General features: G+C 33.4%; 28 protein-coding genes. 10 read left to right on the forward strand and 18 right to left on the reverse strand.

Annotation, left to right across the window (positions count from 1 at the left end):
* Window positions 1-155: 155 nt before the first annotated feature.
* The 4 genes from ILS93_RS01980 to ILS93_RS01995 all read left to right on the forward strand — a co-directional run bounded on the left by ILS93_RS01980 (window position 156) and on the right by ILS93_RS01995 (window position 3722).
* Window positions 156-1817, forward strand: coding sequence for a sigma-54 interaction domain-containing protein (locus tag ILS93_RS01980; RefSeq protein ID WP_064475525.1), 1662 nt, complete (start codon window positions 156-158; stop codon window positions 1815-1817).
* A 71-nt stretch (window positions 1818-1888) separates the two neighbouring features.
* Window positions 1889-2161, forward strand: a complete 273-nt coding sequence (locus ILS93_RS01985) for a (2Fe-2S)-binding protein (RefSeq protein WP_000182228.1) — start codon at window positions 1889-1891, stop codon at window positions 2159-2161.
* Window positions 2158-2490, forward strand: coding sequence for a (2Fe-2S)-binding protein (locus ILS93_RS01990; RefSeq protein ID WP_064475526.1), 333 nt, complete (start codon window positions 2158-2160; stop codon window positions 2488-2490). Before ILS93_RS01985 ends, ILS93_RS01990 begins: the two co-directional genes overlap by 4 nt.
* Window positions 2487-3722: an NAD(P)/FAD-dependent oxidoreductase gene (locus ILS93_RS01995; RefSeq protein WP_064475527.1), complete on the forward strand. Its 1236-nt coding sequence runs from the start codon at window positions 2487-2489 to the stop codon at window positions 3720-3722. The genes ILS93_RS01990 and ILS93_RS01995 overlap by 4 nt, the downstream gene beginning before the upstream one ends.
* A 40-nt stretch (window positions 3723-3762) precedes the next feature.
* Here ILS93_RS01995 and ILS93_RS02000 read toward each other — a convergent pair whose 3' ends face one another.
* A complete protein-coding gene (locus ILS93_RS02000; protein WP_103655049.1) occupies window positions 3763-4056 on the reverse strand; it encodes a YxcD family protein in 294 nt (97 codons plus the stop codon).
* Window positions 4044-4493, reverse strand: coding sequence for a hypothetical protein (locus ILS93_RS02005; RefSeq protein WP_000914488.1), 450 nt, complete (start codon window positions 4491-4493; stop codon window positions 4044-4046). Before ILS93_RS02005 ends, ILS93_RS02000 begins: the two co-directional genes overlap by 13 nt.
* Before the next feature lie 259 nt (window positions 4494-4752).
* On the opposite strand from ILS93_RS02005, the gene ILS93_RS02010 reads away from it, so the two are divergent.
* From ILS93_RS02010 to ILS93_RS02020, 3 genes are all read left to right on the forward strand, one after another.
* Entirely contained in the window at window positions 4753-5517 is a 765-nt protein-coding gene (locus ILS93_RS02010) for a DUF1836 domain-containing protein (protein ID WP_000447228.1), read from the forward strand.
* Between the two features lie 234 nt (window positions 5518-5751).
* Window positions 5752-6357 carry an undecaprenyl phosphate transporter UptA gene (gene uptA / locus ILS93_RS02015; RefSeq protein WP_064475528.1) on the forward strand — a complete coding sequence of 202 codons (606 nt, stop codon included), beginning with the start codon at window positions 5752-5754 and terminating at the stop codon, window positions 6355-6357.
* Window positions 6358-6528: 171 nt separating this feature from the next.
* A complete protein-coding gene (locus ILS93_RS02020; RefSeq protein ID WP_222659814.1) occupies window positions 6529-6753 on the forward strand; it encodes a hypothetical protein in 225 nt (74 codons plus the stop codon).
* A gap of 39 nt (window positions 6754-6792) precedes the next feature.
* Here the strand turns inward: ILS93_RS02020 and dltD are convergent, their stop codons facing one another.
* The 7 genes from dltD to ILS93_RS02055 form a co-directional block, all read right to left on the reverse strand.
* Complete coding sequence (dltD, locus tag ILS93_RS02025) at window positions 6793-7974, reverse strand: D-alanyl-lipoteichoic acid biosynthesis protein DltD (protein ID WP_098094607.1); 1182 nt, start codon at window positions 7972-7974, stop codon at window positions 6793-6795.
* A 333-nt stretch (window positions 7975-8307) separates the two neighbouring features.
* Window positions 8308-9930, reverse strand: a complete 1623-nt coding sequence (locus tag ILS93_RS02030) for a peptide ABC transporter substrate-binding protein (protein WP_222659816.1) — start codon at window positions 9928-9930, stop codon at window positions 8308-8310.
* A 20-nt stretch (window positions 9931-9950) separates the two neighbouring features.
* On the reverse strand, window positions 9951-10952 hold the full coding sequence (locus ILS93_RS02035) for a C40 family peptidase (protein WP_222659818.1): 1002 nt from the start codon (window positions 10950-10952) through the stop codon (window positions 9951-9953).
* Between the two features lie 39 nt (window positions 10953-10991).
* Window positions 10992-12053 carry a dipeptide epimerase gene (locus ILS93_RS02040; RefSeq protein WP_142315085.1) on the reverse strand — a complete coding sequence of 354 codons (1062 nt, stop codon included), beginning with the start codon at window positions 12051-12053 and terminating at the stop codon, window positions 10992-10994.
* Between the two features lie 154 nt (window positions 12054-12207).
* Window positions 12208-12534 (reverse strand): DUF3870 domain-containing protein, encoded by a 327-nt coding sequence (locus ILS93_RS02045; protein WP_064475534.1) that lies wholly within the window; start codon window positions 12532-12534, stop codon window positions 12208-12210.
* Window positions 12535-12793: 259 nt separating this feature from the next.
* Window positions 12794-13150 carry an FtsB family cell division protein gene (locus tag ILS93_RS02050; protein ID WP_064475535.1) on the reverse strand — a complete coding sequence of 119 codons (357 nt, stop codon included), beginning with the start codon at window positions 13148-13150 and terminating at the stop codon, window positions 12794-12796.
* A gap of 394 nt (window positions 13151-13544) precedes the next feature.
* Window positions 13545-14135 carry a DJ-1/PfpI family protein gene (locus ILS93_RS02055; RefSeq protein ID WP_098112140.1) on the reverse strand — a complete coding sequence of 197 codons (591 nt, stop codon included), beginning with the start codon at window positions 14133-14135 and terminating at the stop codon, window positions 13545-13547.
* Window positions 14136-14392: 257 nt separating this feature from the next.
* Between ILS93_RS02055 and ILS93_RS02060 the strand changes: the two genes are divergently transcribed.
* Window positions 14393-14824 (forward strand): cytidine deaminase, encoded by a 432-nt coding sequence (locus ILS93_RS02060; protein WP_064475537.1) that lies wholly within the window; start codon window positions 14393-14395, stop codon window positions 14822-14824.
* 261 nt (window positions 14825-15085) lie between these two features.
* Here the strand turns inward: ILS93_RS02060 and ILS93_RS02065 are convergent, their stop codons facing one another.
* The 3 genes from ILS93_RS02065 to ILS93_RS02075 form a co-directional block, all read right to left on the reverse strand.
* The gene (locus ILS93_RS02065) at window positions 15086-15316 is read right to left on the reverse strand and encodes a hypothetical protein (RefSeq protein WP_000789031.1); all 231 of its coding nucleotides are present in this window, start codon (window positions 15314-15316) and stop codon (window positions 15086-15088) included.
* Window positions 15317-15690: 374 nt separating this feature from the next.
* Window positions 15691-15954: a hypothetical protein gene (locus ILS93_RS02070; RefSeq protein ID WP_064475538.1), complete on the reverse strand. Its 264-nt coding sequence runs from the start codon at window positions 15952-15954 to the stop codon at window positions 15691-15693.
* Between the two features lie 202 nt (window positions 15955-16156).
* Window positions 16157-16921: a class I SAM-dependent methyltransferase gene (locus tag ILS93_RS02075; RefSeq protein ID WP_064475539.1), complete on the reverse strand. Its 765-nt coding sequence runs from the start codon at window positions 16919-16921 to the stop codon at window positions 16157-16159.
* Between the two features lie 194 nt (window positions 16922-17115).
* Here ILS93_RS02075 and ILS93_RS02080 point away from each other — a divergent pair, with 194 nt between their 5' ends.
* Entirely contained in the window at window positions 17116-17397 is a 282-nt protein-coding gene (locus ILS93_RS02080) for a hypothetical protein (protein ID WP_098102868.1), read from the forward strand.
* A gap of 62 nt (window positions 17398-17459) precedes the next feature.
* Here the strand turns inward: ILS93_RS02080 and ILS93_RS02085 are convergent, their stop codons facing one another.
* The 3 genes from ILS93_RS02085 to ILS93_RS02095 form a co-directional block, all read right to left on the reverse strand.
* Window positions 17460-19253, reverse strand: a complete 1794-nt coding sequence (locus ILS93_RS02085; protein ID WP_222659821.1) for a Xaa-Pro dipeptidyl-peptidase — start codon at window positions 19251-19253, stop codon at window positions 17460-17462.
* A 185-nt stretch (window positions 19254-19438) separates the two neighbouring features.
* A complete protein-coding gene (locus tag ILS93_RS02090; protein WP_222659823.1) occupies window positions 19439-20815 on the reverse strand; it encodes a sensor histidine kinase in 1377 nt (458 codons plus the stop codon).
* Entirely contained in the window at window positions 20808-21455 is a 648-nt protein-coding gene (locus ILS93_RS02095) for a response regulator transcription factor (RefSeq protein WP_222659825.1), read from the reverse strand. Before ILS93_RS02095 ends, ILS93_RS02090 begins: the two co-directional genes overlap by 8 nt.
* A 121-nt stretch (window positions 21456-21576) precedes the next feature.
* Between ILS93_RS02095 and ILS93_RS02100 the strand changes: the two genes are divergently transcribed.
* Window positions 21577-21993, forward strand: coding sequence for a hypothetical protein (locus ILS93_RS02100; protein WP_222659827.1), 417 nt, complete (start codon window positions 21577-21579; stop codon window positions 21991-21993).
* Window positions 21994-22051: 58 nt separating this feature from the next.
* On the opposite strand, the gene ILS93_RS02105 is transcribed toward ILS93_RS02100, so the two are convergent.
* From ILS93_RS02105 to ILS93_RS02115, 3 genes are all read right to left on the reverse strand, one after another.
* On the reverse strand, window positions 22052-22501 hold the full coding sequence (locus ILS93_RS02105) for a GNAT family N-acetyltransferase (RefSeq protein WP_064475545.1): 450 nt from the start codon (window positions 22499-22501) through the stop codon (window positions 22052-22054).
* Window positions 22502-22891: 390 nt separating this feature from the next.
* Window positions 22892-23596 (reverse strand): alpha/beta hydrolase, encoded by a 705-nt coding sequence (locus ILS93_RS02110; RefSeq protein WP_222659829.1) that lies wholly within the window; start codon window positions 23594-23596, stop codon window positions 22892-22894.
* Window positions 23597-23765: 169 nt separating this feature from the next.
* Window positions 23766-25145, reverse strand: coding sequence for a 5'-methylthioadenosine/adenosylhomocysteine nucleosidase (locus ILS93_RS02115; RefSeq protein ID WP_064475546.1), 1380 nt, complete (start codon window positions 25143-25145; stop codon window positions 23766-23768).
* Window positions 25146-25147 lie beyond the last annotated feature (2 nt).

Genomic DNA, 25147 nt, shown 5'->3' on the forward strand with positions numbered 1-25147 from the left:
CCTCACTTTCTTTCATGCAATTGACGTGCCAACTATACATATATACACTTTTTAAAAAAAATATTTTTATTTGTAAAAATATTTTAAATTTATCGTAAATAGGTGTATTATTTTTTTATCACTGTCAAAATTTTTATACATAACAGGAGGACAATATGGCATTCTCATTTCCCACAATAAAAGAATTTCTAAAAATTTTATCCATCGATCATACATACAGCATGCAACCTACCCAGCAAGTTAACGAAAAATTTTATTACCGCCCTTCTACTACAGAAGAATATAACTGCGCAGTTATATATGAAGATGACTCATTCACTGCTTTAATTGACGCGTTTTCTAATGAAATGGCCGTTATCGTAATGAACAAAAATAAAGAGCCTATATGCTGTATAACGTCTCAGCAAATCATTCCGTTTCTTATTAAGTCTTACAATGAACTACAATCTTTTTATAACACCGTAATACAAACAACGGATTCTTCTGTTACAGTTATCGATGATAAAGAATGTGTTCGCACTTGGACAGATGGCGCCGAAAAGATTTTTTCAGTCAACTATACTGAAATTATTGGACAACCTATCACTCGTTTTTTTGACTATAAAGATTTGGAAATCTTGCAATCATTACATGACGGAAAAAGCATAATTGCTCAGTTCCATCAGCCTCGTCCAGATTTGTTCGTATTAATTAATTCAAATCCAGTGTATTGTAACGATGAAATTATCGGAGCTGTCGTTTCAGAAACTGATGTAACAAATCAAGTCGCTTTAAATGAAAAACTATTTAATATGTCACATGAAATGCACCGTTTAGAACAAGAGGTTGCAAAGTACAAAGATGAATCCGACCCTTTCCTTGCGATGAATGGAAAAAGCCCTGTTATACAAAGAACGATACAATTAGCTAGAAAAGTTTGTTCGGTGAAATCAACTGTTTTAATACTCGGCGAAAGTGGTGTTGGAAAAGAAGTATTTGCAAAAGCGATTCATGAAGCAAGTGAATCAGCTAAGGCACCTTTCATTTCAATTAACTGTGGCGCCATTCCAGAAGCGTTATTTGAAAGTGAATTATTTGGGTATGAACGCGGGGCGTTTTCTGGTGCAAGTAGTAAAGGCAAAAAGGGTAAAATAGAGCTCGCGCAAGGCGGTACTTTATTTCTAGATGAAATAGGAGAAATGCCGCTCGATATGCAAGTAAAACTATTGCGTGTACTACAAGAACGAAAATATTACCGAGTTGGTGGAGAAAAAGAGATTCATATTAATTTCCGCATTATCGCGGCTACAAATCGTGATTTACAAGAAGAAATGAGAAAAGGTACGTTCCGAGAAGATTTATACTATCGCCTAAATGTAGTTAGCTTGCATATTCCACCGCTGCGAGAAAGACGCGAGGATATTATTGAATTAACTTATTCTTTCTTAAACGATTTTTCAATCAACTACAACAGACCAATTCGTGACTTACCTTCTAGCATTATGCATGAACTGCTTCATTACAATTGGCCAGGTAATATTCGCGAGCTTCGTAACGTCGTTGAAAGACTTGTCGTATTTGCGACTGACGGGATTATAAAACAAGAATATTTACCATTTCATACAACTGAAACGTTAGACAATCATACGGCTCATTCCGTATTACTCAGCAACAATCATACAATCCTCTCCTTACAAGAAGAGATGGATGAACATGAGAAAAAAGTCATCGAGAGGGCTTTACGCATTTTAAATGGGAATAAATTAGAATGCGCGAAACAGCTCGGTGTTACGAGGGCCACTTTATATAACCGCCTAAAAAAACTCGGGTTACAATAAACCTTCCTTCTCTATTTTGGCATAGTTTTTGCATAATAATTTGTGCAAACCGAACTAGAGGAGGAATACATATGACGAATAAAGATCACTTAATTGTTTGTCGATGTGAAGAAGTTACATACGGACAACTTCAATCGACAATTGCTGCATATAAATGCTCGGCAAGAGAATTAAAACTAAGAACACGTGCTGGCATGGGATTTTGCGGTGGCCGCACATGTAGAATGATGATAGATCGAATGATTGAAAGTGCAAATCCCGACGTAAACACTAATGAAATTCCATTAAAATATCAACCACCAGTTCGCGCAGTTACCTTTGGAGCGGTAGGTGAAAATCAATGAATAGAATTACACATCACCCTATTTTAGGAAGTTTAAATAGTAGGAAGCGCATCACTTTCCAATTTAACGGGCAACAGTATGAAGCCTATGAACATGAAACGATTGGGGCGGCTTTACTTGCAAACGGAATAAGAACTTTAAGAGTGCATGAAGATAGCGGAACACCGCGAGGTATTTACTGTAATATCGGGCATTGTTCTGAATGCCGCGTGACAGTAAACAATCAAACGAACGTACGAGCATGCTTAACTGTTGTTGAAAAAGATATGGTAGTTGATAGCGGCAAACAGCATCCAAATATCGTGAGAGAGATGGTGAAAAAGCGATGAACGATGTCATTATTATCGGAGCTGGACCAGCAGGTTTGTCAGCCTCCATCTCTTGTGCTCATTTTGGACTAAATGTACTTGTTATTGATGAATTTATGAAGCCTGGCGGAAGGTTGCTCGGACAATTACATCAAGAACCTACTGGAGAATGGTGGAACGGAATAGAAGAATCAAAACGCCTTCACGAAGAAGCAAAATCACTTTCAGTTGATATTCGATGCGGCATTTCCGTCTATAATTTAGATAAAGATGAAAGTTCTTGGTTCGTACATACGAATATCGGTACGTTAGAAGCACCGTTCGTTTTACTTGCTACTGGCGCTGCTGAATACTCCATTCCCCTTCCTGGTTGGACACTTCCAGGAGTCATGTCAATCGGGGCAGCCCAAGTAATGACAAATGTACATCGCGTTCAAGTTGGGCGAAAAGGAGTAATCATTGGTGCTAACATTTTGTCCTTCGCTATTTTAAATGAATTACAATTAGCAGGTATTAAAGTGGAACATATCGTACTTCCTGAAAAAAGTGAATTAAGTCAAAAGGCTGGTGAACCAGAAGAAGTTTTAAACTCTCTATTACATGCTGCACACCTTGCCCCTTCGCCTTTATTACGTATAGGTAGTCGATTGATGAAATATAATTGGGCGAAACAAGCTGGATTAAACTTCTATCCAAATAACGGTATGAAAATAAATGGCACACCGCTTCACCTTCGAAAAGCAGCTCTTGAAATTATCGGTACAGATCAAGTTAAAGGTGTACGCGTTGCTACTATTGATACGAAAGGAAACATCATAACTGGATCGGAACAAATATATGAGGCAGACTTCGTTTGTATTGCCGGCGGCTTATACCCTCTTGCTGAGCTAGCCGCTGTAGCTGGTTGTCCTTTCCGTTACATTCCGGAATTAGGCGGGCACGTTCCTCTCCATTCCGAAACGATGGAAACCCCTCTTACCGGTTTATTTGTAGCCGGCAATATAGCTGGCATTGAAAGCGGAAAAATCGCTATGGCACAAGGAACTGTTGCTGGATATTCAATCGTAAAACAAGCAAATACAAAATCCCATTCGGTTGAACTACACTTGCAACAGGCGATCCAACATGTACATACCGTACGACAACAAGCTGCCATTCAATTTAACCCGATGATTGATGTCGGTAGACGGAAAATGAATGAAATTTGGCGTGATTATTCCCTAGCATATGCACATACTAAAAAGAGCTGCTGAGATTACTCTCAACAGCTCTTTTTTCTACTCATTTGAGTTATTAAAACTTTGCTAATGCGTAAATGCCTTCTTCATCGTCTAATTCAAGTTGTAACCTTGCTGCAAATGAATTGACATTATATTCTCTATCAAGCAATAAGCGTAGTGCTTCGATTAAGTTCGCTTGAATTAAAATTTGTTTGCGACCATTTACCTCTACTTCAGCAGAGAAACCATAGTCATCGTCATACATTAATTCAACTAAAACTTCTTCTGGACCGACTTGTCTTTTTTCAGCGATATATACGCAAAGTGCATTTATTAATTCTTGTTCAGAAATTTTTATTGTTTCCATGCTACTTCATCTGCCTTTTTCTTACGTTGATCTTTGAAGTATTTAAATGCACGAACTGCTAACATTACGATACCAGCCATTACTAACATATTTACCATAAACGCTAATACAGAACCAAGAGCTCCCATATTTGCAAATAAGCTACCCATTAGTAAACCACCAAGACCACCTAGTAATAAACCTTTCATAAAGCTTCCTTTATTACTTTTTGGTGCTGTGTTTGTTGCTTTGTTTTTTGAATCTGTTGTTGTTTTTTGTGAATTCACGTTAGTATCTTTTTTGTTCAAATCAACTTTTGACTTTTGACCAGAACTTGGTGTGTATGATTTTTTACCAGATTTGTAACTCTTCGCTGCTGCGTGATCTACAAACATGAAGCTACTAGCTCCAAAGATAACCATGAATGCTGTCATGACTGCTACAAGTTTTTTCAACATATTATATCCATTCTCCTTTTATATAGATATATGTGAAATCTACCTTTCTAGTAAATTCAGAATGATAGATTTGTTTTTAAAAACATTTTAAAGGTTCTTATGAACTTATTATATGAACTTTTGTCGAAATATGCAAGCTTTATTTACTTACAACAGTTTGGTGACAAAGGAAAAATTAAGCAAAACAGAATTGACTTTAAATGAAACAAAACATATTATAGGTTCATAAGAACTTTTTAATATTTTTGGAGGTGAAAAGATGGAAACATTTCATCTCACACGAAACGAAATGGCTACCCTTCTTCTATCTTTAAGAGGATGGAATACGAAAAAGCCTCTCGGTATTTTACAAGAAGCGTGGGCAAAGTCACATAAAAAAGATATTGAAAGCGGACAAAGCGTAACTGCTTTTATTACTACCGCACTTTCACCTATTTTTGAAAAACTGATTAAAATTGATGATACAGACGTCGGTTTTTCATTAAATGAAATAGTTGCGCTTGGAAATCAGATTGAAAATACAAGTTTCTCAGTAACGGCCATGCAAAACTGGGTAAAACGAGATATTAAAGAAATGATTGGCTCCCCTCAAAAAGGGAAAAAATATTCAATTGAACAAGCAGCCTTACTATTCATTGTCGAAGATTTAAAAACAGCACTTGATTTTGAATCCATTCGTAAGCTATTACGCCTTATCGTAAATGACCCAGCCGATCGAAGTGATGACTTAATCAATCCTGTTCATTTATATGGAGCATACTCTTCCCTATTTGAAGAACTCAATCAAGGGAATTGCTTACAACTAAATGCAACAGATACAGTTCATACAATTGAAAACATCGTAAAAGAAAAAGCTGATAAAATCGCAAGCAAGTTCGATCAGGTTAACAACGAACAACGTGAAGCAATTCGTAACGCTATTATTATTGCGACACTTTCTGTACATACCGCTTATGTACAAATGTTAGCGAAACGTTACGTAACAGCAACTTTATTTTTACAAAATTTAGAAGTGAAACCGTAAAAAAAATAGGAGCAGCAATGCTTCTATTTTTTATGAGAAATTTTTAATAATTTTTTCATTATCTCTTCATGAAAACTGGGCTTATATCCTTCACTATAATACTTATGAGAGACATAAAAGAATTGAAATAGCAATCCCCTATATAAATAAGGTATAATCTACATATAGTGAACCTTTTACATTGTTAAATAAAGGGACATTTATTCAAAAATACATAAACTAGAAGGTGCAACAATGGTAAGTAGTTTTATTCATTCAGTATTAACATTTTTTGAAGGATTAGGTTATTGGGGCATTATGCTTGGTCTAATGATTGAGATTATTCCAAGTGAAATCGTCCTTGCTTATGCGGGATTCTTAGTATTCAATGGTAGTATCTCATTTGTAGGCGCCGTTGTATTCGGTACAATTGGCGGCGTTATTGCTCAAATCTTTATTTATTGGCTTGGACGATACGGTGGACGACCTATATTAGAACGATACGGAAAATATATTTTCATTCATAAAAAACATATAGATGCAGCTGAAGATTGGTTTAACCGTTACGGGACTGGTGTGATTTTCACTGCACGCTTTATTCCAGTAGTACGTCATGCGATTTCAATTCCTGCTGGTATTACAAAAATGCCATTATTACGTTTCACTACATTAACAGCACTTGCAATCATCCCTTGGTCTATCATTTTCATTTATTTAGGTGAAAAACTAGGTCAAAATTGGGAGAATATTAATGATATTGCTGGGCCATATGTGAAATCATTCGCAATTGGCGGTGTCATACTCGTTCTTTTATACTTCATCATTAAAAAATGGACAAAAAAACGTAAAAATCTTGCTTAAGATAATAAATAAAAACCGCTATATATTCATTACGAACTATAGCGGTTTTTTATGTTTAAATTGACTAATCTTGAGAAATCACAAGAAAACCCCTCAGTTTAACATTTACATGGATAAGCAACAATTCACTCGTCCATTTCGTATATTATCTCAAAAAGGAGTGATTTCCCTATGCATTGGCAACAAAAAATACAATACTTAATCGGACGCCCTATCGGTATTTCTTTCATAAATGGGCAAGGAACTTCTGGTGTATTATGTTCAGCACATGATGGTCAATTATATGTGAATGAATACCTTTATCAAGCTCAATTCGCAATGAAGCATTATGATTTTAGACAAATTCAAGATATACATGCCTTTCCGAATTGCCCACATCAAAATCCTCTGTACTAAAAAAAGGAACAGCTTATAGCCGTTCCTTTTTCTCCACACTTATTTTTCAGTATAAAAGTTATGCACTGCTTCATCAAAGTAAATCCAGCCTTTCCAACCTAAATGAATTGTATCTTTTAAGAAATACTTATCATATTCATGGCCAGAAAAATCAACTACTGGGTATCCTGCTTTCTCAACTTGTTCCCGAACTTTTTTATAATACACTTCGCGGCGTTCTTTAGGGAAACCAGCGTAATCATACCACGGTCCATTTACAGGTACAGAAATGAATAGTGGCTTAACATTTTTCTCTTTAAATATATTTAAAACAATTTGTAAGTCATCATATTCTGGTGATTCTTCATATGATTCATTTGCTCTAAAGTTTTTTAAACCTTTTAATTTTTTCTTCAAATTATGTTTATAGTAATACGGATTTTCAATTCCGAATGTGTTTGTAGTAGATTCCAATTTCCCTTCTTCCTCCGCATGTTTACGTGCATCTACCCAAGAAATTGAACGTAGTCCTATATTTGTTTTTTCTTTCATCGGTTCAATCTTAAATAAAGAGTTAAATACATCTCTATGATCTAAAATATTTCGATGCATATAAGCAAGCGGTTTGACTAAACCTGCTTTTATGTTATGTTTCGTATCATTATATACAATACCTTCTAATGAATTTTTTAATATATCATCTTTTTGAACAACTTTATAGTCTAATAGTCGTTTCGCAATTTGCTTCTTCATTTCAGTATTTATTTCATCATTAAAAATAAAATGATATGCTTGTTGTTTAGAGAAATTGTTAGTGAAATCCCCCTGTGATACCCCTGTCTTTGTAAACCATTGTGGCGATAAAACAAAGACTACTTTTTTACCTTCTAATCCATCCATCGTAGACGTCATATTCAATATATGAGCTAAACTTTGCGTACCGCCAATTCCCATTAAATATGGTGTAAAACCTGCGGGATTTACTTTAAAGTAATTAGACGGATGATATGCATCCATTCGTAAAAATTCAGATGAACCATACATCGGTAAATACTGCGAATTCTCTAACATTTTTTGCTGCAAGAAAACACTTTGCAATTTTTCTTTTTGTAAGGAAGTTGCCGCATCTTCTACCTTTTTATCACTAATAAGTGATACTAAACTTTTCGATGGAATGAGTATGATAATGAAAAAAAGCACACACGCTAAAATTATGGGACCAAAAGCATGCTTCATTTTCATCGTCTCTTCCTCTTTCTATCGCTATTAAATTGTAACCCTTGTTTTTGACACGCCATCATTTCTCTCCTTTTTCTCTTTACATGTTCCATTCTATTTATCTATTATATACATGTATGTATTTCTTTCCTTGTTCTATTAAGTCCTATATAAATAGTACAAGAAAATGTTTCCATAGAAACACGTTAATTATACAAGATTCTACATGAATTTCACACTGGAATTTTACTAATAATTTTATTTTTAAGACATGAAAAAATATATAAAATGTCTATACATTTGAAACTGTACAAAAAAACAGACAATCACATACGTGAAGTCTGTTTCTCCATAATTTTATTTCTGCACATCTGCCCATTTTAAACTTGTAGCTGGACCGAATTGATGTACATATAAATCTTTCACATGCGGCTTTTGTAAGTATGATAATCCGCGCTGGAATACCGGTGCAATTACTGCATCATCGAGTAATATTTTCTCAGCATCTTGCATTGCTTTCCAACGAGCTTTTTCATCATTACCTAATTCTGTTTTAATCTTCTTAATTAACGCATCGTAATCTGGGTTTGCATATTCTGTATTGTTCACACTGCTTCCAGAAAGGAATACTTCTAAATAAGTCATTGGATCTGGATAATCTGGTAACCAGCGTGATAATGACATTTCATATTCCTTCTTCTTCTCTAACGCCAGTTTTTGCGTATGTGGTTGTAATTTTACATTTACCTTTAAGCCTGGTAAGTTTTTCTCTAGCTCTTCTTTAATGTATTCTCCTACTTTTTTGAAGTTTTCTAAGTCATAGTTTAATAACTCAAGCGTCACTTCATTTGTACCAGTCTCTTGCTTCGCCTTTTCCCAATATTCTTTCGCCTGTTTTACATCAGTTTTATTAAACTCACCTGCTGTACTTCTAAAATCTTTTTTATCTGGACCTTTTAAAAATCCTTTTGGTACGTAATAGTTAGCAGCAACCGAACCATCATTTAAAAATGAATTCGCAAGTCCTTTCTTATCAAACACTGTACTTAGCGCAAGCCTTGCGTTTTTATTTTTAAGAATAGGTACATTTTCATTGAATCGGAAGAAGTACATAACCGGATCTGTATATTGTTTTAGCTCTTTATTATTTTTATATTTATCGACGAATTCTGTAGAAATGACAGCTCTATCCACTTTATCTGTTTCATATAAATTTACCGCAGTTGAAATTTCCTTTACAATTTGATAGTTTATTTCATCTAGCTTCACTTCTTTTTTATCCCAATACTTATCGTTTTTCTTCATTGTAAAACTCGCTTCATGCTTCCACTCCGATAATGTAAATGGCCCGTTATATACCGCTTTATTTGCTTCTAATCCGTATTTATCACCTTGTTCTTTCGCATATTTTTCGTTAATTGGATAGAAGGACGGTAAAATAAGTAGTTTTGTAAAATACGGTACAGGATGTTCTAACTCTACAACGAACGTTTTATCATCCTTTGCTTTTACTCCTAATTCCTCTAACCCTAGTTGTTTTTTATTTATTTTCTCCGCATTTTTCACATCGTACGCAATGTATGCATATTGAGAAGCTGTATCTGGATTAATAAGCTGCTTCCAAGCGTATACGTAATCTTGTGCTGTTACTGGATCTCCGTTAGACCATTTCGCATCAAGTAAGTGGAATGTATATGTTTTCCCATCTTGACTCACTTCATATTTTTGTGCTCCAGCTTCAATCACTTCATCATTTTTCGATAAACGGAATAATCCTTCCATTATGTTATTTAAAACGTTAAACGATACCGCATCTGTTACTTTCCCTGAATGTAAAGACAGAATTTCACCTGTTTCTAATAACTGTAATACTTTTTTCTCATCTTTCGGCTTTGTCGTTGTTTTTTCTTTTGCGCAGCCAACTAAAAATGAAGAGGCTAATAAAGTACTAACTAATGAGTAACGAACAACTTTTTTCATTTGAAAACCCCCTCTACTTTTTATGGTAAGTAACGACGAGCACCAGCGTATTCTTCTATATATCCTGGTGTATTAAGCGGTATAATCTCTACTGATCTTTCAGCTCTCGGCGAGTGAATCATATTTCCGTCATCAATATACATCCCCACATGATGAACACTGCCTTTTCCTTGATCATGTGCAAAGAAGATTAAATCTCCTTTTTGTAAATGTTCTTTATCAACTGCAACTCCATTTCTCGATTGCGGACCTGAATCTCGCGGAATTGTAATACCGTGCGATTTATAAATCGTATGTGTAAATCCAGAGCAATCAAATCCGAAACCACTTGTACCAGCCCATATATACGGTAATCCTAAAAACATTTTCCCTGTGTTTATTAAATCATCGGCCGCCGGAGTTGGAATATCATTTTGAGAACGGTAAACCGTTCCATCATTTTTTCGTAGCCAAGCTTTCTGTCCGTTTGGTAACAACACGCGATATGAAATCGTATCTTCACTAAGTAGCGGCAGTCGCGTATTATAACTCACTTCAAGCGATTTATGTTTTTCAGAAGGATTTATATATAAAATGGCTGTCGGTTTCGTTACTAATACGAAAGGTTCATTTGTTTTATCTGCAAATTCTTGATTATATGTTAACTGTTTTTCAGGCATCCACCCTGGGTAGCCTTCTTCATTTCGCGGTGTTGGCTGACCGTGGACTAGCACTTTCACCCAGTCCCCTTTTTTATCAACAACCGTTACTTCTTGACCTAATAGCGCTTGCGTTTCTAATTTATTTGCATTTGTTAACCAAAGTTTCTCATCAAGCGTCATCGATTTCGTCCACTTCCACAAATCAACTGGATTTGTAGCACTCGGTGCATCAATTGGTCGTAATGAATCAGGTGCAGTCCAAAGTGTTGCGGCAGATACATCGATAAACGCCTTACTATCTTTCTTTTCTTCAGCATGTACTGATGTAAACGATGAAAATATAAATAAAGTTGTTAAAAATGCAGTTCCTACTTTTTTCATACATATCCCCCTTAAAAGATAGTTTACTTGTCTCTTCTCCTAAGATTTACTATTCACTGTTGATTGAAGGTTTACCTTTGATCCCGCATAAGTCATTCCTTCCGGTTCTTCCATTAACCAAAGTGGTGCATCCAAATCGAAGTAATGAATATTAGGATGTGCAGCAGCTAAATGGGCTACAGCACTAACAGAAAGTGAGGATTCCATCATACTTCCGACCATACATTTCACACCAGCTGTTTCAGCAATATCGGCAATACGCCACGCTTCACGTATACCACCACATTTCATTAATTTAATATTGATTAAGTCTGCATATCCTCCTTGAACAATTTTCAATGCATCACTCGCTGAAAATATGCTTTCATCTGCCATAATGGGCGTTTGCACATGATCTTTGACGTACTTTAATCCATCCCAATCTTTCGCATGAACAGGTTGTTCAATAAATTCAATATTTAAATTGCGATTTTCCATCTCTTTAATGATCGTAACCGCTTCTTTTGGATTCCACCCTTGATTTGCATCTAATCGTAACGTCGTATTTTTTGGTACGCTATTTCGAATCGCTTCAATACGTTCTAAGTCTAAAGGAGCAGATTTTCCCACTTTAATTTTTAAAATTTGAAATCCTTTTTCTACATGTTGCTTTGCCTCTTTCGCCATAATAAAAGGCTCATCTACACTCACCGTAATATCTGTATGAATATCTTTCTTCCCGCCTAATAATGCGTAAAGTGGAACGTTTTGGTGTTGACAATACACATCATATAAAGCAATATCTACCGCCGCTTTCGCACTTGGGTTTCCAATACAACTCATCTGAATGTGCTGTAGTAACTGCTGAAATTGAATGATATCTTGACCAATTAAACAGGAACGCATCGGCCCAATTATTGCTTCTTCAATCCCGTTAGCGAAATCACCTGTAATAACGGGTGTTGCGGTTGCAGCCCCCTTGCCAACAATTCCTTCATCAGTATGAATATATACATCTAAACTTTCTATTTCAGTTACGGTACGAAGCGCTGTTTTAAACGGTGTGTGAAGATTAACACGTCTACGATTTACTTTTACATCAGTGATTTTCATATTGTTCATCCTTTCGTTGTCTAACAAAGTGGAACCTTACTATTTAAAAATAAATTATGTTTTTACGTACAATTCATCTCCTCCTTTGCTTGCTTTTCATGTAGGAGGTTAATGTGAAATAAAAAAATCCAGCCATAAGAAGATTCTTACGGCTGGATTTTGTCTAGGAATGTGTAGACAAAGCAGCGATTTGATTATATTTTTTCCGCGCATCTTTTAACGCTACAAGTAGTGCTTTTTGAGACGAACCGAAGTATCTATTTTTTATTTCTGTTACTAATAGTGGGTCATTAATATTTTTATGTAGAAACAAATATTTAACGAATTGAGATGTTAATGCAATTGTCGCTGAGCAATCTGCATCTACAATTTCCCCAGTCTCCTTAACAAGTACAAACGCTACAAAATAGCTTTTAAACTTTTCGGTAATGGGATTATTTTGAGGTGCTTTCGCATCCCCTACGACATAAATTGTATTTGAAGCGTACACAGCTATCTTCCTTTCTAATACGGGATAACGGTTTTCTTAATAGTCGCATGAGTGATAAACTCAACGTTGATTAAAAAATGTATCCGCTTACCTTGTATTATAATATAATTAACAGAATTTTAACAACATTTATTTCGGTATATATTCCATAACTATAAAAACAGCTCAAACTCTTCATGTTTACAATATGTGATTGTTTCTTGTACCATGCCATTCATACATGAAAAAACAGTTAGCTATCGCTAACTGTTCTATTACACTACTTCGGCAACACAAATATAGTTTCATTTGACTTAGAAAACTGATATTCTTTTCTCGCAAACTTCAAAATTTCTTCCTCATCGTCTGTTAAATTTTCTATGTTAGTCTTTAAAGAAGCCTGATTTTTCTTTAAAGAAACCAATTGTTTTTTTTGATTCGTTATTGTATCTTTTTTTTCTACGATTATTTCTTGTTGTTTCGTTAAAATAAATTGAAGGTACAAAGTAGCCGCCACAATAAATATAAACATGAATATAAATCGTCTTAGTTTTTTCTTATTAATTGCTCGCTTCTCATTAGGCTGTGATAGTTGCTCTTCTATATTAGGAACATTTATTCGCTTGAGTTTCCTCATTATGAAATCCCCCTAACACATATATTTTCACTACCCTCGGCATAATCCCTTACTAACTTTAATTCTATTCTTATAAAATAAGCTCCTTCACAAAAATATCTCACAAATTAACCAATTAAAGATAGCATTCGACGACATTTCCATATTTACATTGCATTTTTTTATGTATGCTGCCATAAAATAGTAGTTTCTGTTATTCTTTTTCTACTATTGTAGAAGAGTTTTTTCACACACAAAATTTCTCCTTGTTATAACATGCTTACAAGGAGGGAAAAGATAAATTATCGTATATTCGATAAAACTGGAATTACTGTTTTAGAACTAAGACTTTGAGCATAGATCACCTGTTAAGAAACTTTACTAAATAAAAAAGCCCCAATTGGGCTTTTTTATTTTACAATTCAATTTCATATTCCATGCTTTTTGCCGTATTCTCAGCATTCTCCTCACCTAACAAATTTTTCACGATATGAAATGACATGTTAATACCAGCTGAAATACCTGCAGATGTAATAATGTGTCCTTCATCTACAAATTTCACATTCTCCATTACTTCTACATTCGGAAAATCTTTTTTGAAGGTTTGAATACTAGCCCAATGCGTTGTTGCTTTTAAGCCTTCCAGTAAACCGGCTTTCGCAAGTAATAGCGCACCCGTACAAACTGAAGTCATTAGCTTTACTTCTTTCATTTGCTGACGGACCCAATTTATTATAATATCATTTTTCACTTCATTTTCCCGAACTCCTTTACCACCTGGAATGATTAAAATATCAACTGATGGTAAATCTTCAATACTATAATCCGGCAGTACCTTTAATCCGTTTCTTGCTGTAATCATTTCTCCATTTTGGCTAACTGTATAGACAGTAAATGGTTTTTCTTCATCCGCTTCGGTTACAGAAAAAACTTCAAATGGCCCAGCAAAGTCTAACACTTCTACCTCGTTAAATAAAAATATGCCTACACTCCATTTATTTATCATACGTTCACTTCCTGTTTTTAATAATGTAAAAGGTGATCATGTCCTTTTGCTAATGCAATATGAAATGCTGTTCCCCCATCTTTCAAAATATTTAAGTATCCCTTCTTCTATATGTTCTATTGATTATGATATTTTCCTGTTAAAACTAAAGTTTACATAATAATATTATCTATCTAATTCCCATCTTTTGTTTTAAATGTTAAAATTTCCTGTCAAAATAACTATGATCATGTTTAATACGGAGGATAACATATGATATGTTACAAGTAATGCATTTAAATAATGAAGACTATGATTTAATTACAGCTGCTAAAAAAGTAATTGAAAAAAAATATAAATATGGCCGTCATCATATCGGTTCAGCTGTAAGAACTAAAACAGGTAATATTTATGCAGCAGTGCATGTTGAAGCGAATGTTGGAAGGATAACAGTATGTGGTGAAGCAATGGCGATTGGAAAATCTATTTCAGAAGGCGATTATGAATTTGATACCATTGTAGCAGTTGCTCACCCGCACCCTCATAAAGACATAGAAAAATGTTGGGTTGTTGCTCCATGTGGTATGTGTCGAGAATTAATAAGTGATTACGGAAAAAATACGAACGTTATACTTTCTTATAATGGTGAACTTGTAAAATGTAACGTAATGGAATTATTACCTGAAAAGTATACAAGTGAAGTAGAATAATCATTCATACTTTCAACATATCAAATAATATTATTCCAATAAAAAAACAATTCATTTTAAAAACGGATTGTTTTTTTATTTCTTTTTTATGCAGTTTATTTTATTTTTCTATTTTCGATAATTATGAAATTAACATTAACAAAAATGAAATACAAATATTTAAGTACGTATTGCGGTTCGTTTTTCATTTGAAAGTAAAAATATAATTTCTCCTTACATTTGAAAAAAATCAATATGGACCCTCTAAAATCAGCAGTCTTATCATACCAATCTATAACAATTCTGTCTTCTTCCCTTACCAGTTTCCTTTAACACATATGATTTTAAAACAAGGGCCGTTAATGAATCTGTTAATGTTTTATATGATAAATTAGATAATGCCAATAGATCGTTCGTATATAACATTCTATGCTTCTCTAATAATAATAGTACTAATCGTTCAGACGGTTTTAATGCCTCATCACTTTCTAGTATAAAGTCTATATTTTTCATTTCTCTAATTGTTACTCCTTATATAAAAAAATACTTGCACAACTAATTTAATATAAAAATAATACACAACAAGATTTGAAGTATATTAAAATAACATCATTTCGAAACACTATTATACTATAACATAGAAAAAGCATTTCCCGAAATAGGAAATACTTTTTAAAATTTCTTATATATTTCTTCCAAACTTACATTATATTTCGAATTCTTATCCGTACAATTTCCTCCTAATTTTTGCTGGTCATACAGATGTATTTGTATTAAATTAACCTATTCTAAATTGATTTAAATAAATAAAAAACGGTTAGTCTATTATGCTCTAAACATGAATGACTAACCGTTTTCCAGCTTCTTCTCAATTATCATGTTCTACCTTAAATATTTCTTGCAATATGCGGCTTACTGTAATGACTTGTACCACCGCCACCTACTACTACTTTACCGCCTTTTTCAAAAATCAGTAATTTACTTGAACCATCTGCAAGAAGTACTATTACTTCAGCATTGTTACTTGTTGCTACATAAATTACATAACCACTTTTTGATATACACGTTTCCCAATTCGCATCAAATTCTGATCTTAATACACGATTGGAATACACTTGATTTTCAACTCTATCTTGTGCTTCGTTTCCCAAAATTTATCCCCCTAATTCTCCAAAATATCATTTACAAAAAATAACGATTCTATTTAAAATAGTAACTGTCTTTAATATAAATAGTATATGTAGGTAGTAGAAAAATGCTTGGACAATGAAAACGTAATAACATGTAAGTAATATACAATTGAAATAAGGCAATCGATACAGTATCGATTGCCTTATTTTCATAAATAATTCTTTATTTTTCATTTCGCATAGCTTCAAAAGTAAACATTTGATTTGCATTTGACGGTTCATTTTCATAAACATAGTCAGCCGAGCAAGTAATGTTAGAGAAACCTATACTTTCTAACAGAAGTTTAAACTCGTCTATTCCATACCAGCGCACCGCAAAGCGTTGCAGTTCTGATTGTACTAACTGTCCCTTACTCCATTTTTCATATTTTAAATATGATAGAGTAACTTGGTTCAACCAATCTATTTCAATTGATTTATTTTCTAATGTAATTCCGTCTCCGCTTGGCAAAGAAAAGGTCGATGTATGAATCTCTCCAGTCTTCCAGTCATGCGGAAGCATAATATCTACGATTAAACGCCCGCCTGGATTAAGGTGTTCATAAAAACATTTCAATGCGTTTATAGAATCCGCACGATTTTCAATTAAACAAAAGGATCCAGTAGGAATGATAATTGCCTCATATTTATGCGGCAGTGAAAATTGTTGTAAACTTCCTTCATACAAATGAGGATGTAAGCCTCTCTCATTACATCGTATACGGCACGATTCTAGCATTTCAGGTGAATAGTCAATCCCATCCACTTTAAAACCAGCTTCAAGAAGTGGGATGATAACACGCCCTGATCCGACTGCCGCTTCGAGAATTCTTCCTCTACCATTTTTTAAACGTTCTTCGTAATACTCAATATCACCATTTAAAGAATACCCGACAGGCTTTGTGTAATCATAAAGTTCCGTGCAAAGTGTACTATAAAAACTAAACATTTATTTTCTCCTCCGTTTTATACGTACGGAAGATTTTAACTCAATTAATCTTCCTGCACCTTTATTTTTAATAAAAATTCGAAAGAGCTGACTGTCATAATATATCACTCGCTTTCCATACAATATAATTATATTGTATAATATTCCATTCAAAATGAACATATGAAAATTCAGAATTATATTGAAAGGAGGATATGATGAATTCATTAATTGGATTTATTTTTCTTCTTATCACTTTTAATACACTGATTTTCTTTATAGCAAAGAAATATCAACGAATATGGAAAATAGCCAGTGGTATTTTCATACTTTCTTCTCCCGTTGTTTTCTTCGCCACTTTGCACGTAATTGGTGAAAAAGTAGGAGATGGATTCGCTGGAGGTTTTGCTGGGCTTACCTTTAGTGGTCTATTGATCATGAATGCAATTTTTTTATTTGTTGTAAGCATTTTTGTATCTACTAATAAAAATTCATAATAAACTCCCCATTTCAAAGTTTAAAGAGCTTACTATGCAGTAAGCTCTTTATTCATAACTATTTATTTCACAATCGGCAATGTTACTTCACTTAATTTTACTGTAAGCTTCGTGCCCGCTTTCGGTCTAATTGTATAATCATAGTCACTAGCGATTAAAATGACCCCTATTTGATGCCCCGCTTTAAATACATAATCATCAGGCTGCATATCCCATGTAAATGTATAATCTTTGCCCGGTTGAATCGCTGTTGAATTTTCTATACTCTTTAAGTTTTGTGGATCCATCCAGCCTCTCGTTACAATTTCCGGCTTTGCTCCACCATAATCAACAAGTAAAGCAGTTAAATTTGATACAGATCGATCAATATTTCCTCTAATTGAAATCTTTGGTGTACCGCTTATACGCGTATCTTTTTGAAGTACAGGCATTGTATACACTAATCGATTGGCTACTTCTAATTCTGGGTTTGCTATTAATTGATTTGATTTCATTTTTGCATCATCTACGAATGAGAAAACTTTATTTGCAGAGCCCATACTTAATGGCAAATTAACTGCTTTGTTACTTAAATACATACGAACTTTTGACGGTACAGCTGCTGGATCCGGCCAATTTTTTATTTTATCCCAAGTTTTATTTTCACGTTGAACATCAACCATTGGTTCATTCATAATTCCATTTTCAATTCCATACAACCAATAATCGAGCCATTTATTTTGTGTTCTTTGCCAGTCATTCGTTGATGTTCCACCATGTCCACCCTGATGTAACCACATTTTACGAGGAACATTATTTTCTCCAAGTGCATCCCACCATTGCGCGAACTGCTTCGTCTTTACATTCCAATCATTTAAACCATGAACAACAAATACGCTTGCTTTTACATTTTTAGCATCTTTTACATAATTACGTTTATCCCAAAAATCATTATAATTACCAGTTTTTCGGTCTTGTCCAGCTGTTAACTCTTTTATTACTTGTCCGCAAACTTCAGGATTTTCTCTTGTTAGAACTGCTTCTGCCATATTATCAGTATCTTCTCCTTGGTATCCACCTGGCGCAATGACTGCACCGTTTGCACGATAATAATCATACCAACTACTAATCGCTGCGATTGGAATAATTGTTTTTAAACCTTCAACACCAGTCGTCGCTACAGCATTCGGTAACGTACCATTATAAGAAACTCCTGTCATACCTACATTTCCTGTAGACCAATCAGCCTTAACTTCCTCACCATTTTCTGTATACGCTTTCGCACGTCCATTCGCCCAATCAATGACCGATTTCGTCCCTAATATTTCTTGCTCATCCCCAGTAGTCGGACATCCATCTGATTTACCAGTTCCAATACTTTCACCTAAAATGACTGCATAGCCTCTTGGCACATAATAATTTCCGTATGAACCAAGATTAACAGCTCCATACGGTTTCCCTTCATACGCATACAATTCTTCATCTACATTATATACAGGAACATCTTTTAAGCCAGATCGATATGGACTCATTTCATAAATAACGGGAACTTTCACATTCGAATCAGTTTTTGGACGCATAACTTTTACTGATACACGATCCTTTTTTCCATCTCGATCACTATCAACTTCTGTTTCTACAAATAAATTTTCAATAATTGCTTCATCAAGCGAATAAATCGGTTTTGTCATTCCATTTTCTAATTCTATCTTCGTGTTTGAACGTACCGCTTCTGAAACATTTCCATTTAACTTCACATCATTCTCATTTATGTAGTTTGTTTCTTTACTGTCTGCATACGCAGTCATACTAGAAACTCCTGACGTAATTGATAAAGATAATATTGCTGATAGTGTTGCTATTTTCTTTTTCCCCATATATTTCTCCTTTTACTATACACTAAAATTACAGAAAATTCAGTTTATATTTTATGCAACAACTTGAAAAATTTGTATAACACTCTTCAAACGAGCTTTCGAGTTTATATTTTATGATTTACTGCTCTCATATAATCAATAAAAAACATCGCCTAATAATAGACGATGCTTCTAATAGTATTGAATTAAACATTCTTCATATCAATATAAAATCGTATTTCTCCATCTATAGTAGATACTCCATATTCAAAACCATGTCTTTCTAAAATACTTTTTACGATCGCTAAACCTAATCCTGTACCTGAATGGTCTTTACTGCGAGAAGATTCTAAGACGTAAAAAGGTTCCCAAATTTTATCGATATCTTTCATTTGCTCAGTGTTCATACCATTTTGAATTTGAAAATATATATTTTCATTTCGATTTTCTAAAGTAATTTTTATATTTTGATTTGCTGTATATTTTATCGCATTAGATATTAAGTTTTGAAACACCATTCTCATTTTATTTACATCAGCATAAACAACTGCATCGCCAACATTATAGTTCACATGCAAATTAATTTCTTTCGATTCCAGTTCAATCTTATGCTTATCTAATATACTTTGTACTAGTGATTTAATATCGAATTCTTCTTTTTCTAAAACATCTCTTTCTAGTTTAGAAAATCGTAATAACTCTTCAATTAGGTTTGAGATGTGATCAGTTTGTTTTATGATTGTATCTATGTATGTACCATCATCTAAACCATCTTTTATTCCCATAGAATATGCTTTCACTAATGCGATTGGAGTTTTTAATTCATGCGTCACATCACCCATAAATCGTTTTAAATGTTCATTTCGATCTGTTAAATCTTCATGCGCTTCATGTAGTTTCTCACTCATAATATTAATACTATTAGCTAAGTCCCCTATTTCATCATTTGTTTTCACTTTCGCTCGTTCAAATTTCAAATTTGAAATATCTTCTGCAACATTACTTAATTCTTTCAATGGTCTGGTAATTGTTGTTGAAAGTATCCATACAAGTACGATAATGAGAAAAATCGTAATGCCAAAAATATAAAAATAAAATGAATTTAACGTTTTTATTACTTCATTAGAATTTGCGATCGAAACTCCTACCAAAATTAACATATCGTCTTTCGCAATGTATTTCACAAAAAAACTAGATTTAATCTTTTCTTGATCATATATTTTATTCGCTTGCCCGAAGTTCTTTACTTTCATTACTTCTTCTTTTGTAATCCAAAGTTTATTAAGGGCAACCCTTTTCCTTGTAAGTTGCATACGTAACTCATCATTAATTTGATCTTCCGAATTGTTAATCAATGTATACGCAATCGTAACATTTCCTTTATTTTCAATACTAGTAATTGCTTCATCCAGTTGTTTGCTCGGTATGGACTGTATTTGTGCTGTAATACCTTCTAAACTTTCTCGCGTTTTGTAAATATTATATTTCGGTAAAAGATAGTTAATTAATAATAAAGAGATTGTAAAAATAAGAATAACAGTTAAAGAAATGCTGAGAAATAGCTTTTTTCCAAGTTTATTCACTCTGCTCCTCCAAACTATATCCTAAACCACGATGCGTCTTTATAATATTTTCTCCTACTTTTTTACGTAATCTTCTTACATGTGTATCAACAGTTCGCTCTTCTCCAAAATAGTCAAATCCCCATACGATATCTAACAATTTTTTACGAGTTAAAATCATGCCTTTATGATTTAAAAAACATTTTATTAATTCTAGCTCTGTTTTTGTAATATCTAACTCTTTGTCATTTTTATAAACTTTATTTTTAGTGAAATCTATTTTCAAATCTTGAACTTGAATGACATCATTATGCTGTATAAGCTTTTTCACCCTAGTTATTAATACGCCTGGATGAAATGGTTTTTTTACGTACTCATCTGCACCACTTTGAAGCGCCGCTAATTCGTCTTCGCTTTCACTTTTCGCCGTAAGCATTAATACTTTAACGCTTGAGTTCTTTTTTATTTCCTGACAAACAGTAATACCACTATGTTTCGGCATCATCCAGTCTAAAACAGCTAAATCAATTTTTTCATCATAAAATATTTGAAGTGCTTCTTCTCCATCTTTCGCTAATAAAACTTCGAAGCCTTCTTTCTCGAAATAAGCTTTTAAAATCCTTAACATATCTTGTTCATCATCTGCTATTAATACTTTCATACATTATCCTCCATTGCTTTTAAACAAAAACCAATTGTATTATATAACTTCTTTGTTACATAAATGTGACAGAAAAATATTTAAACTTTTTAAGGGTATAGTAAAGACGAGGTGTTGTACTATGATTAAAAAAATCGGGTTCATTACTCTTCTTTGTTTCTTATTATCAACAAATGTGTTCGCAAATACAAATCAACAAATTGAAGTGTTTGATTGTCAAAAAGAAATGGTCGTTCAAAAACAATCTTTAGATCCAGCTATCCAAAAAGAAGCTGTTCAATATGCTAAATCCATTACTGGCCCGTTCAAAAACTTAAACGTCGTTCCAAAAGATGGTCACATGATAAAGATCCCTTTATCTAAACCAGTTTCTATTACAAATCAATGGTTACATACAACAATTGATGAAGTACTAATTCTTCTACCGCTTAATCAAAAGCCTTATATTATGCTTTACGATGATGAAAACAACCCGCATTTTTATTATGTGAAAGGTGATCCTGGATTACTATTGAAACAAATGAATGTTAAAACATAATTGATTAGCAAAAAGAGACTTCATAAGCTTATTTTTCGAAGCTGGGGTCTCTTTTTTACTAATATAATACTTTATAGTGACTAAATCCTTTATATACTTCCCCCTTCACAAATCCATTTACAGTATAAAACGCATCGCCTTGCTTTGTATCTGTATGTAAAACAACCACTTTAAAATACTTTTCCGAATGAGATAATAGCCGGTTTAATAACAAGTTCCCTAGCCCTACACGACGATAGTCCTTTGAAATATAAAATCTCCTTACCCTACCAATCTTATTGTTTTCTGTATATGGATCCTCATTTAGCCCTCCTATTCCAATTAACTTTTCCCCTTGAAAAATCCCAAATAAGCATTCACCATTTTTATTAAATGTGTTTATTTTATTTTCATATTCACTTATTAGTTTTATTAGGAAATAAAACCCTTCGTCTTTGCTTTCTTGAACAAGGTAATCGTGTTCGTATATCATTAAATCTTCTATTTGTTGAATATGTATATCTTTCAAGTGATTTCCCCCTTAATTTGAAAATACATAAAAATGCTCAAGAATCATTTATTCTGAGCATTTTTATGGTTGTTACTTTATTCAATTCGTAACATGCGTATTCTTCACTTCAGATGTAAATCGATAATATAGTTGTTTTATTTTATTATGAAAATATAAGAGCCTTGCTACACTCTAGTGTGTGGTAAAGCTCTTTAAAGTTATTTAATTTCTATACATATAAAGATATTTGTACTCAAAAAATCATTAATAAAGTTGTTTAATTCTTATTGAACTAAGGCAATTGTTTGTTTAAGTGAATACTTTTACATTTATAATGTCTCTCAAATATAATATTAGTTTATATATTCACTATTCTTCTCTAACAGGTTCATGATAAATTATAATTTGTTAATCGATATGTTTGTGTAACCACTGTTCAAATATCTTGAACTGTTCTTCAGTATGAAAATAATGTTCACCTGTCTCCATGACTTCTAATTTACAACGATGTTTTTTTGTAAAATAGTTAATAGTTTCAAATTCGCACAGTTCATCCTTGGATCCGTACATAATATATGTATCTGTATTCCATGTATTAATAGGATGTTCTTTTACATAACATAAATAATCCCAATATAACTTTTGACCAATCGGTGTCTCTATAGTCATTTCTTTTTGCAAAAGCTCTGGTGTTACATTAAACCATTTCATCATATTTTCGATAATTCGTTCCATATTAACTACTGGTGATAAAAATAATGCCTTTTCTATCACATCATTTTGATAAGCTAAAAGGCTAAAATAAGCTCCTATACTACATGCAAACACGCTTACTTCTTTCCAATGTTCTTTTGCGTAATTCATAATTATAGATAATTCACTAACACAAAACTGTACTTTGCAAGGAGTATTATCATTTTTTCTGTCTCCATGCTCAGGTAAATCAAAGCTTAATACTTGATAACCTTTTTGATTAGCTTCTTCAGCTAATATTTGAATAACTGCATCTTCCTTATTTGATATATTTCCATGTACTGCAATAAAAACTCTTTCACTTTTATCTCCCCACAAAACCGCGGGAATATTACTAATTTTAAAATTATCTTTCAGCATATTTCCTCCGTGGAATAAGATATATAGGAATTGGCAAAAAACTGCACACACTTAATAATCCTCTACTCAGTTTTTAAAAAAATCAAACTATTACTAATTTATCACAAATGATTCTACTCCGTTCGTGGAAGAAGGATTTTTAAAATATTATATGATTTGTTAAATGACTTTATAATCTCTGCACAGTAGGCAATATCCCCTTTAGCTCCATTAAATCATCTATTACTAAATCCGCCTGCGCAAGTTCATCTTCTTGTGCAAAATCAAAATTACATCCAATCGCAATCAAGCCATTATCTTTAGCTGCGTTTATATCAGATAAACGGTCCCCAACTACCGCTGCTTCTTTTATCTCATATTTGTTCAAAATACTTTTTACTAAGTCACTTTTATTAAGTGAGTTTATTTGTTCAATACTAAACGTTTCAGTAACCCACTGGTCTAAAGAATAATAAGATACGATTGCTCGTAAATATTCAGTTAAACCATTACTAGCAATATATATTGAACAATTATTTTCTTTTATGTATGTAAAAACTTCTTTTACGTTCGGATATAAAGCACCTTTTCCACTCTTAATGTTTTCAATTAGTCTTTCTAAAAAATATGCATCTGTTTGTTCTCTTACTTTAAGAGAATGATGCGGTAATAAAGCTTCCCAAACTTTCGGTAATGGCACACCCATAATTTCACGATATTTTTCAATAGGTGTTACCGTATCCCATAACTGTAATGATCTTAAGTGATCAAATGTATCATCTAACGATAATTCTAAAATTTTATCTGTCTGAAATAACGTTCCGTCCATATCAAAAATTAATGCTTGTAACATGTCATTCTCTCCTTTTGAACTATAAGTATTACTCGATATATTTTTCAGCATCTCCACGATAATTTCTGAACAATAATTTGCGGCAGTTTTCGCGAAGTCATCATAGGAAACTTGCGCTTCATCGTCTGCACTGTCAGAAATACATCTTATAACGAGAAACGGTACTTCATTTATGTAAGCAACATGTCCAATTGCTGCACCTTCCATTTCTGTACAATGCGGCGCATATTCGTCTATTAATTTCGCTTTTAGTTTTGAATCTTCAACAAAACATTCACCGCTGACAATTCTTCCTTCATGAACCTCTATATGTAAACTACTACTATTGCATGCTGTACGTGCTAACTCTATTAATTCCTTACTTGCATTAAATTCTTCTTGGAACGGGAATAAGTTTTTCATTTGAGTTTTACTTACATCATGATGGGTAACATTCGTTGAAATAACTACATCACCAACTTTTACACCCGGGTGTAATCCGCCAGCAATACCCGTATTGATAATAGCATCTACATGAAATTTATGAATTAATGTTTGCGTACATGCGGCTGCATTTACTTTTCCTACACCACATCTTGTAATAATCACTTCAGTTCCCATGAATTCGCCAATGTAAAAAGGCATTCCCGCAATCGTCTGTTCCTCTTGTATAGCTAGTTTTTCTAAAAGTAAGTCTATTTCAATTTGCATTGCTCCGATAATGCCGATTCTGTTCATGT

The organism is Bacillus sp. 16GRE42, from assembly GCF_019837435.1.
Taxonomy (GTDB): domain Bacteria; phylum Bacillota; class Bacilli; order Bacillales; family Bacillaceae_G; genus Bacillus_A; species Bacillus_A wiedmannii.

Excerpts from the sequence above, each read along its gene's own strand:
- ILS93_RS01980 (WP_064475525.1), top strand. The coding sequence starts at position 156 with ATGGCATTCTCATTTCCCACAATAAAAGAATTTCTAAAAATTTTATCC.
- ILS93_RS01985 (WP_000182228.1), top strand. The coding sequence starts at position 1,889 with ATGACGAATAAAGATCACTTAATTGTTTGTCGATGTGAAGAAGTTACA.
- ILS93_RS01990 (WP_064475526.1), top strand. The coding sequence starts at position 2,158 with ATGAATAGAATTACACATCACCCTATTTTAGGAAGTTTAAATAGTAGG.
- ILS93_RS01995 (WP_064475527.1), top strand. The coding sequence starts at position 2,487 with ATGAACGATGTCATTATTATCGGAGCTGGACCAGCAGGTTTGTCAGCC.
- ILS93_RS02000 (WP_103655049.1), bottom strand. The coding sequence starts at position 4,056 with ATGGAAACAATAAAAATTTCTGAACAAGAATTAATAAATGCACTTTGC.
- ILS93_RS02005 (WP_000914488.1), bottom strand. The coding sequence starts at position 4,493 with ATGTTGAAAAAACTTGTAGCAGTCATGACAGCATTCATGGTTATCTTT.
- ILS93_RS02010 (WP_000447228.1), top strand. The coding sequence starts at position 4,753 with ATGGAAACATTTCATCTCACACGAAACGAAATGGCTACCCTTCTTCTA.
- uptA (WP_064475528.1), top strand. The coding sequence starts at position 5,752 with ATGGTAAGTAGTTTTATTCATTCAGTATTAACATTTTTTGAAGGATTA.
- ILS93_RS02020 (WP_222659814.1), top strand. The coding sequence starts at position 6,529 with ATGCATTGGCAACAAAAAATACAATACTTAATCGGACGCCCTATCGGT.
- dltD (WP_098094607.1), bottom strand. The coding sequence starts at position 7,974 with ATGAAAATGAAGCATGCTTTTGGTCCCATAATTTTAGCGTGTGTGCTT.
- ILS93_RS02030 (WP_222659816.1), bottom strand. The coding sequence starts at position 9,930 with ATGAAAAAAGTTGTTCGTTACTCATTAGTTAGTACTTTATTAGCCTCT.
- ILS93_RS02035 (WP_222659818.1), bottom strand. The coding sequence starts at position 10,952 with ATGAAAAAAGTAGGAACTGCATTTTTAACAACTTTATTTATATTTTCA.
- ILS93_RS02040 (WP_142315085.1), bottom strand. The coding sequence starts at position 12,053 with ATGAACAATATGAAAATCACTGATGTAAAAGTAAATCGTAGACGTGTT.
- ILS93_RS02050 (WP_064475535.1), bottom strand. The coding sequence starts at position 13,150 with ATGAGGAAACTCAAGCGAATAAATGTTCCTAATATAGAAGAGCAACTA.
- ILS93_RS02055 (WP_098112140.1), bottom strand. The coding sequence starts at position 14,135 with ATGATAAATAAATGGAGTGTAGGCATATTTTTATTTAACGAGGTAGAA.
- ILS93_RS02060 (WP_064475537.1), top strand. The coding sequence starts at position 14,393 with ATGTTACAAGTAATGCATTTAAATAATGAAGACTATGATTTAATTACA.
- ILS93_RS02065 (WP_000789031.1), bottom strand. The coding sequence starts at position 15,316 with ATGAAAAATATAGACTTTATACTAGAAAGTGATGAGGCATTAAAACCG.
- ILS93_RS02075 (WP_064475539.1), bottom strand. The coding sequence starts at position 16,921 with ATGTTTAGTTTTTATAGTACACTTTGCACGGAACTTTATGATTACACA.
- ILS93_RS02080 (WP_098102868.1), top strand. The coding sequence starts at position 17,116 with ATGATGAATTCATTAATTGGATTTATTTTTCTTCTTATCACTTTTAAT.
- ILS93_RS02085 (WP_222659821.1), bottom strand. The coding sequence starts at position 19,253 with ATGGGGAAAAAGAAAATAGCAACACTATCAGCAATATTATCTTTATCA.
- ILS93_RS02095 (WP_222659825.1), bottom strand. The coding sequence starts at position 21,455 with ATGAAAGTATTAATAGCAGATGATGAACAAGATATGTTAAGGATTTTA.
- ILS93_RS02100 (WP_222659827.1), top strand. The coding sequence starts at position 21,577 with ATGATTAAAAAAATCGGGTTCATTACTCTTCTTTGTTTCTTATTATCA.
- ILS93_RS02110 (WP_222659829.1), bottom strand. The coding sequence starts at position 23,596 with ATGCTGAAAGATAATTTTAAAATTAGTAATATTCCCGCGGTTTTGTGG.
- ILS93_RS02115 (WP_064475546.1), bottom strand. The coding sequence starts at position 25,145 with ATGAACAGAATCGGCATTATCGGAGCAATGCAAATTGAAATAGACTTA.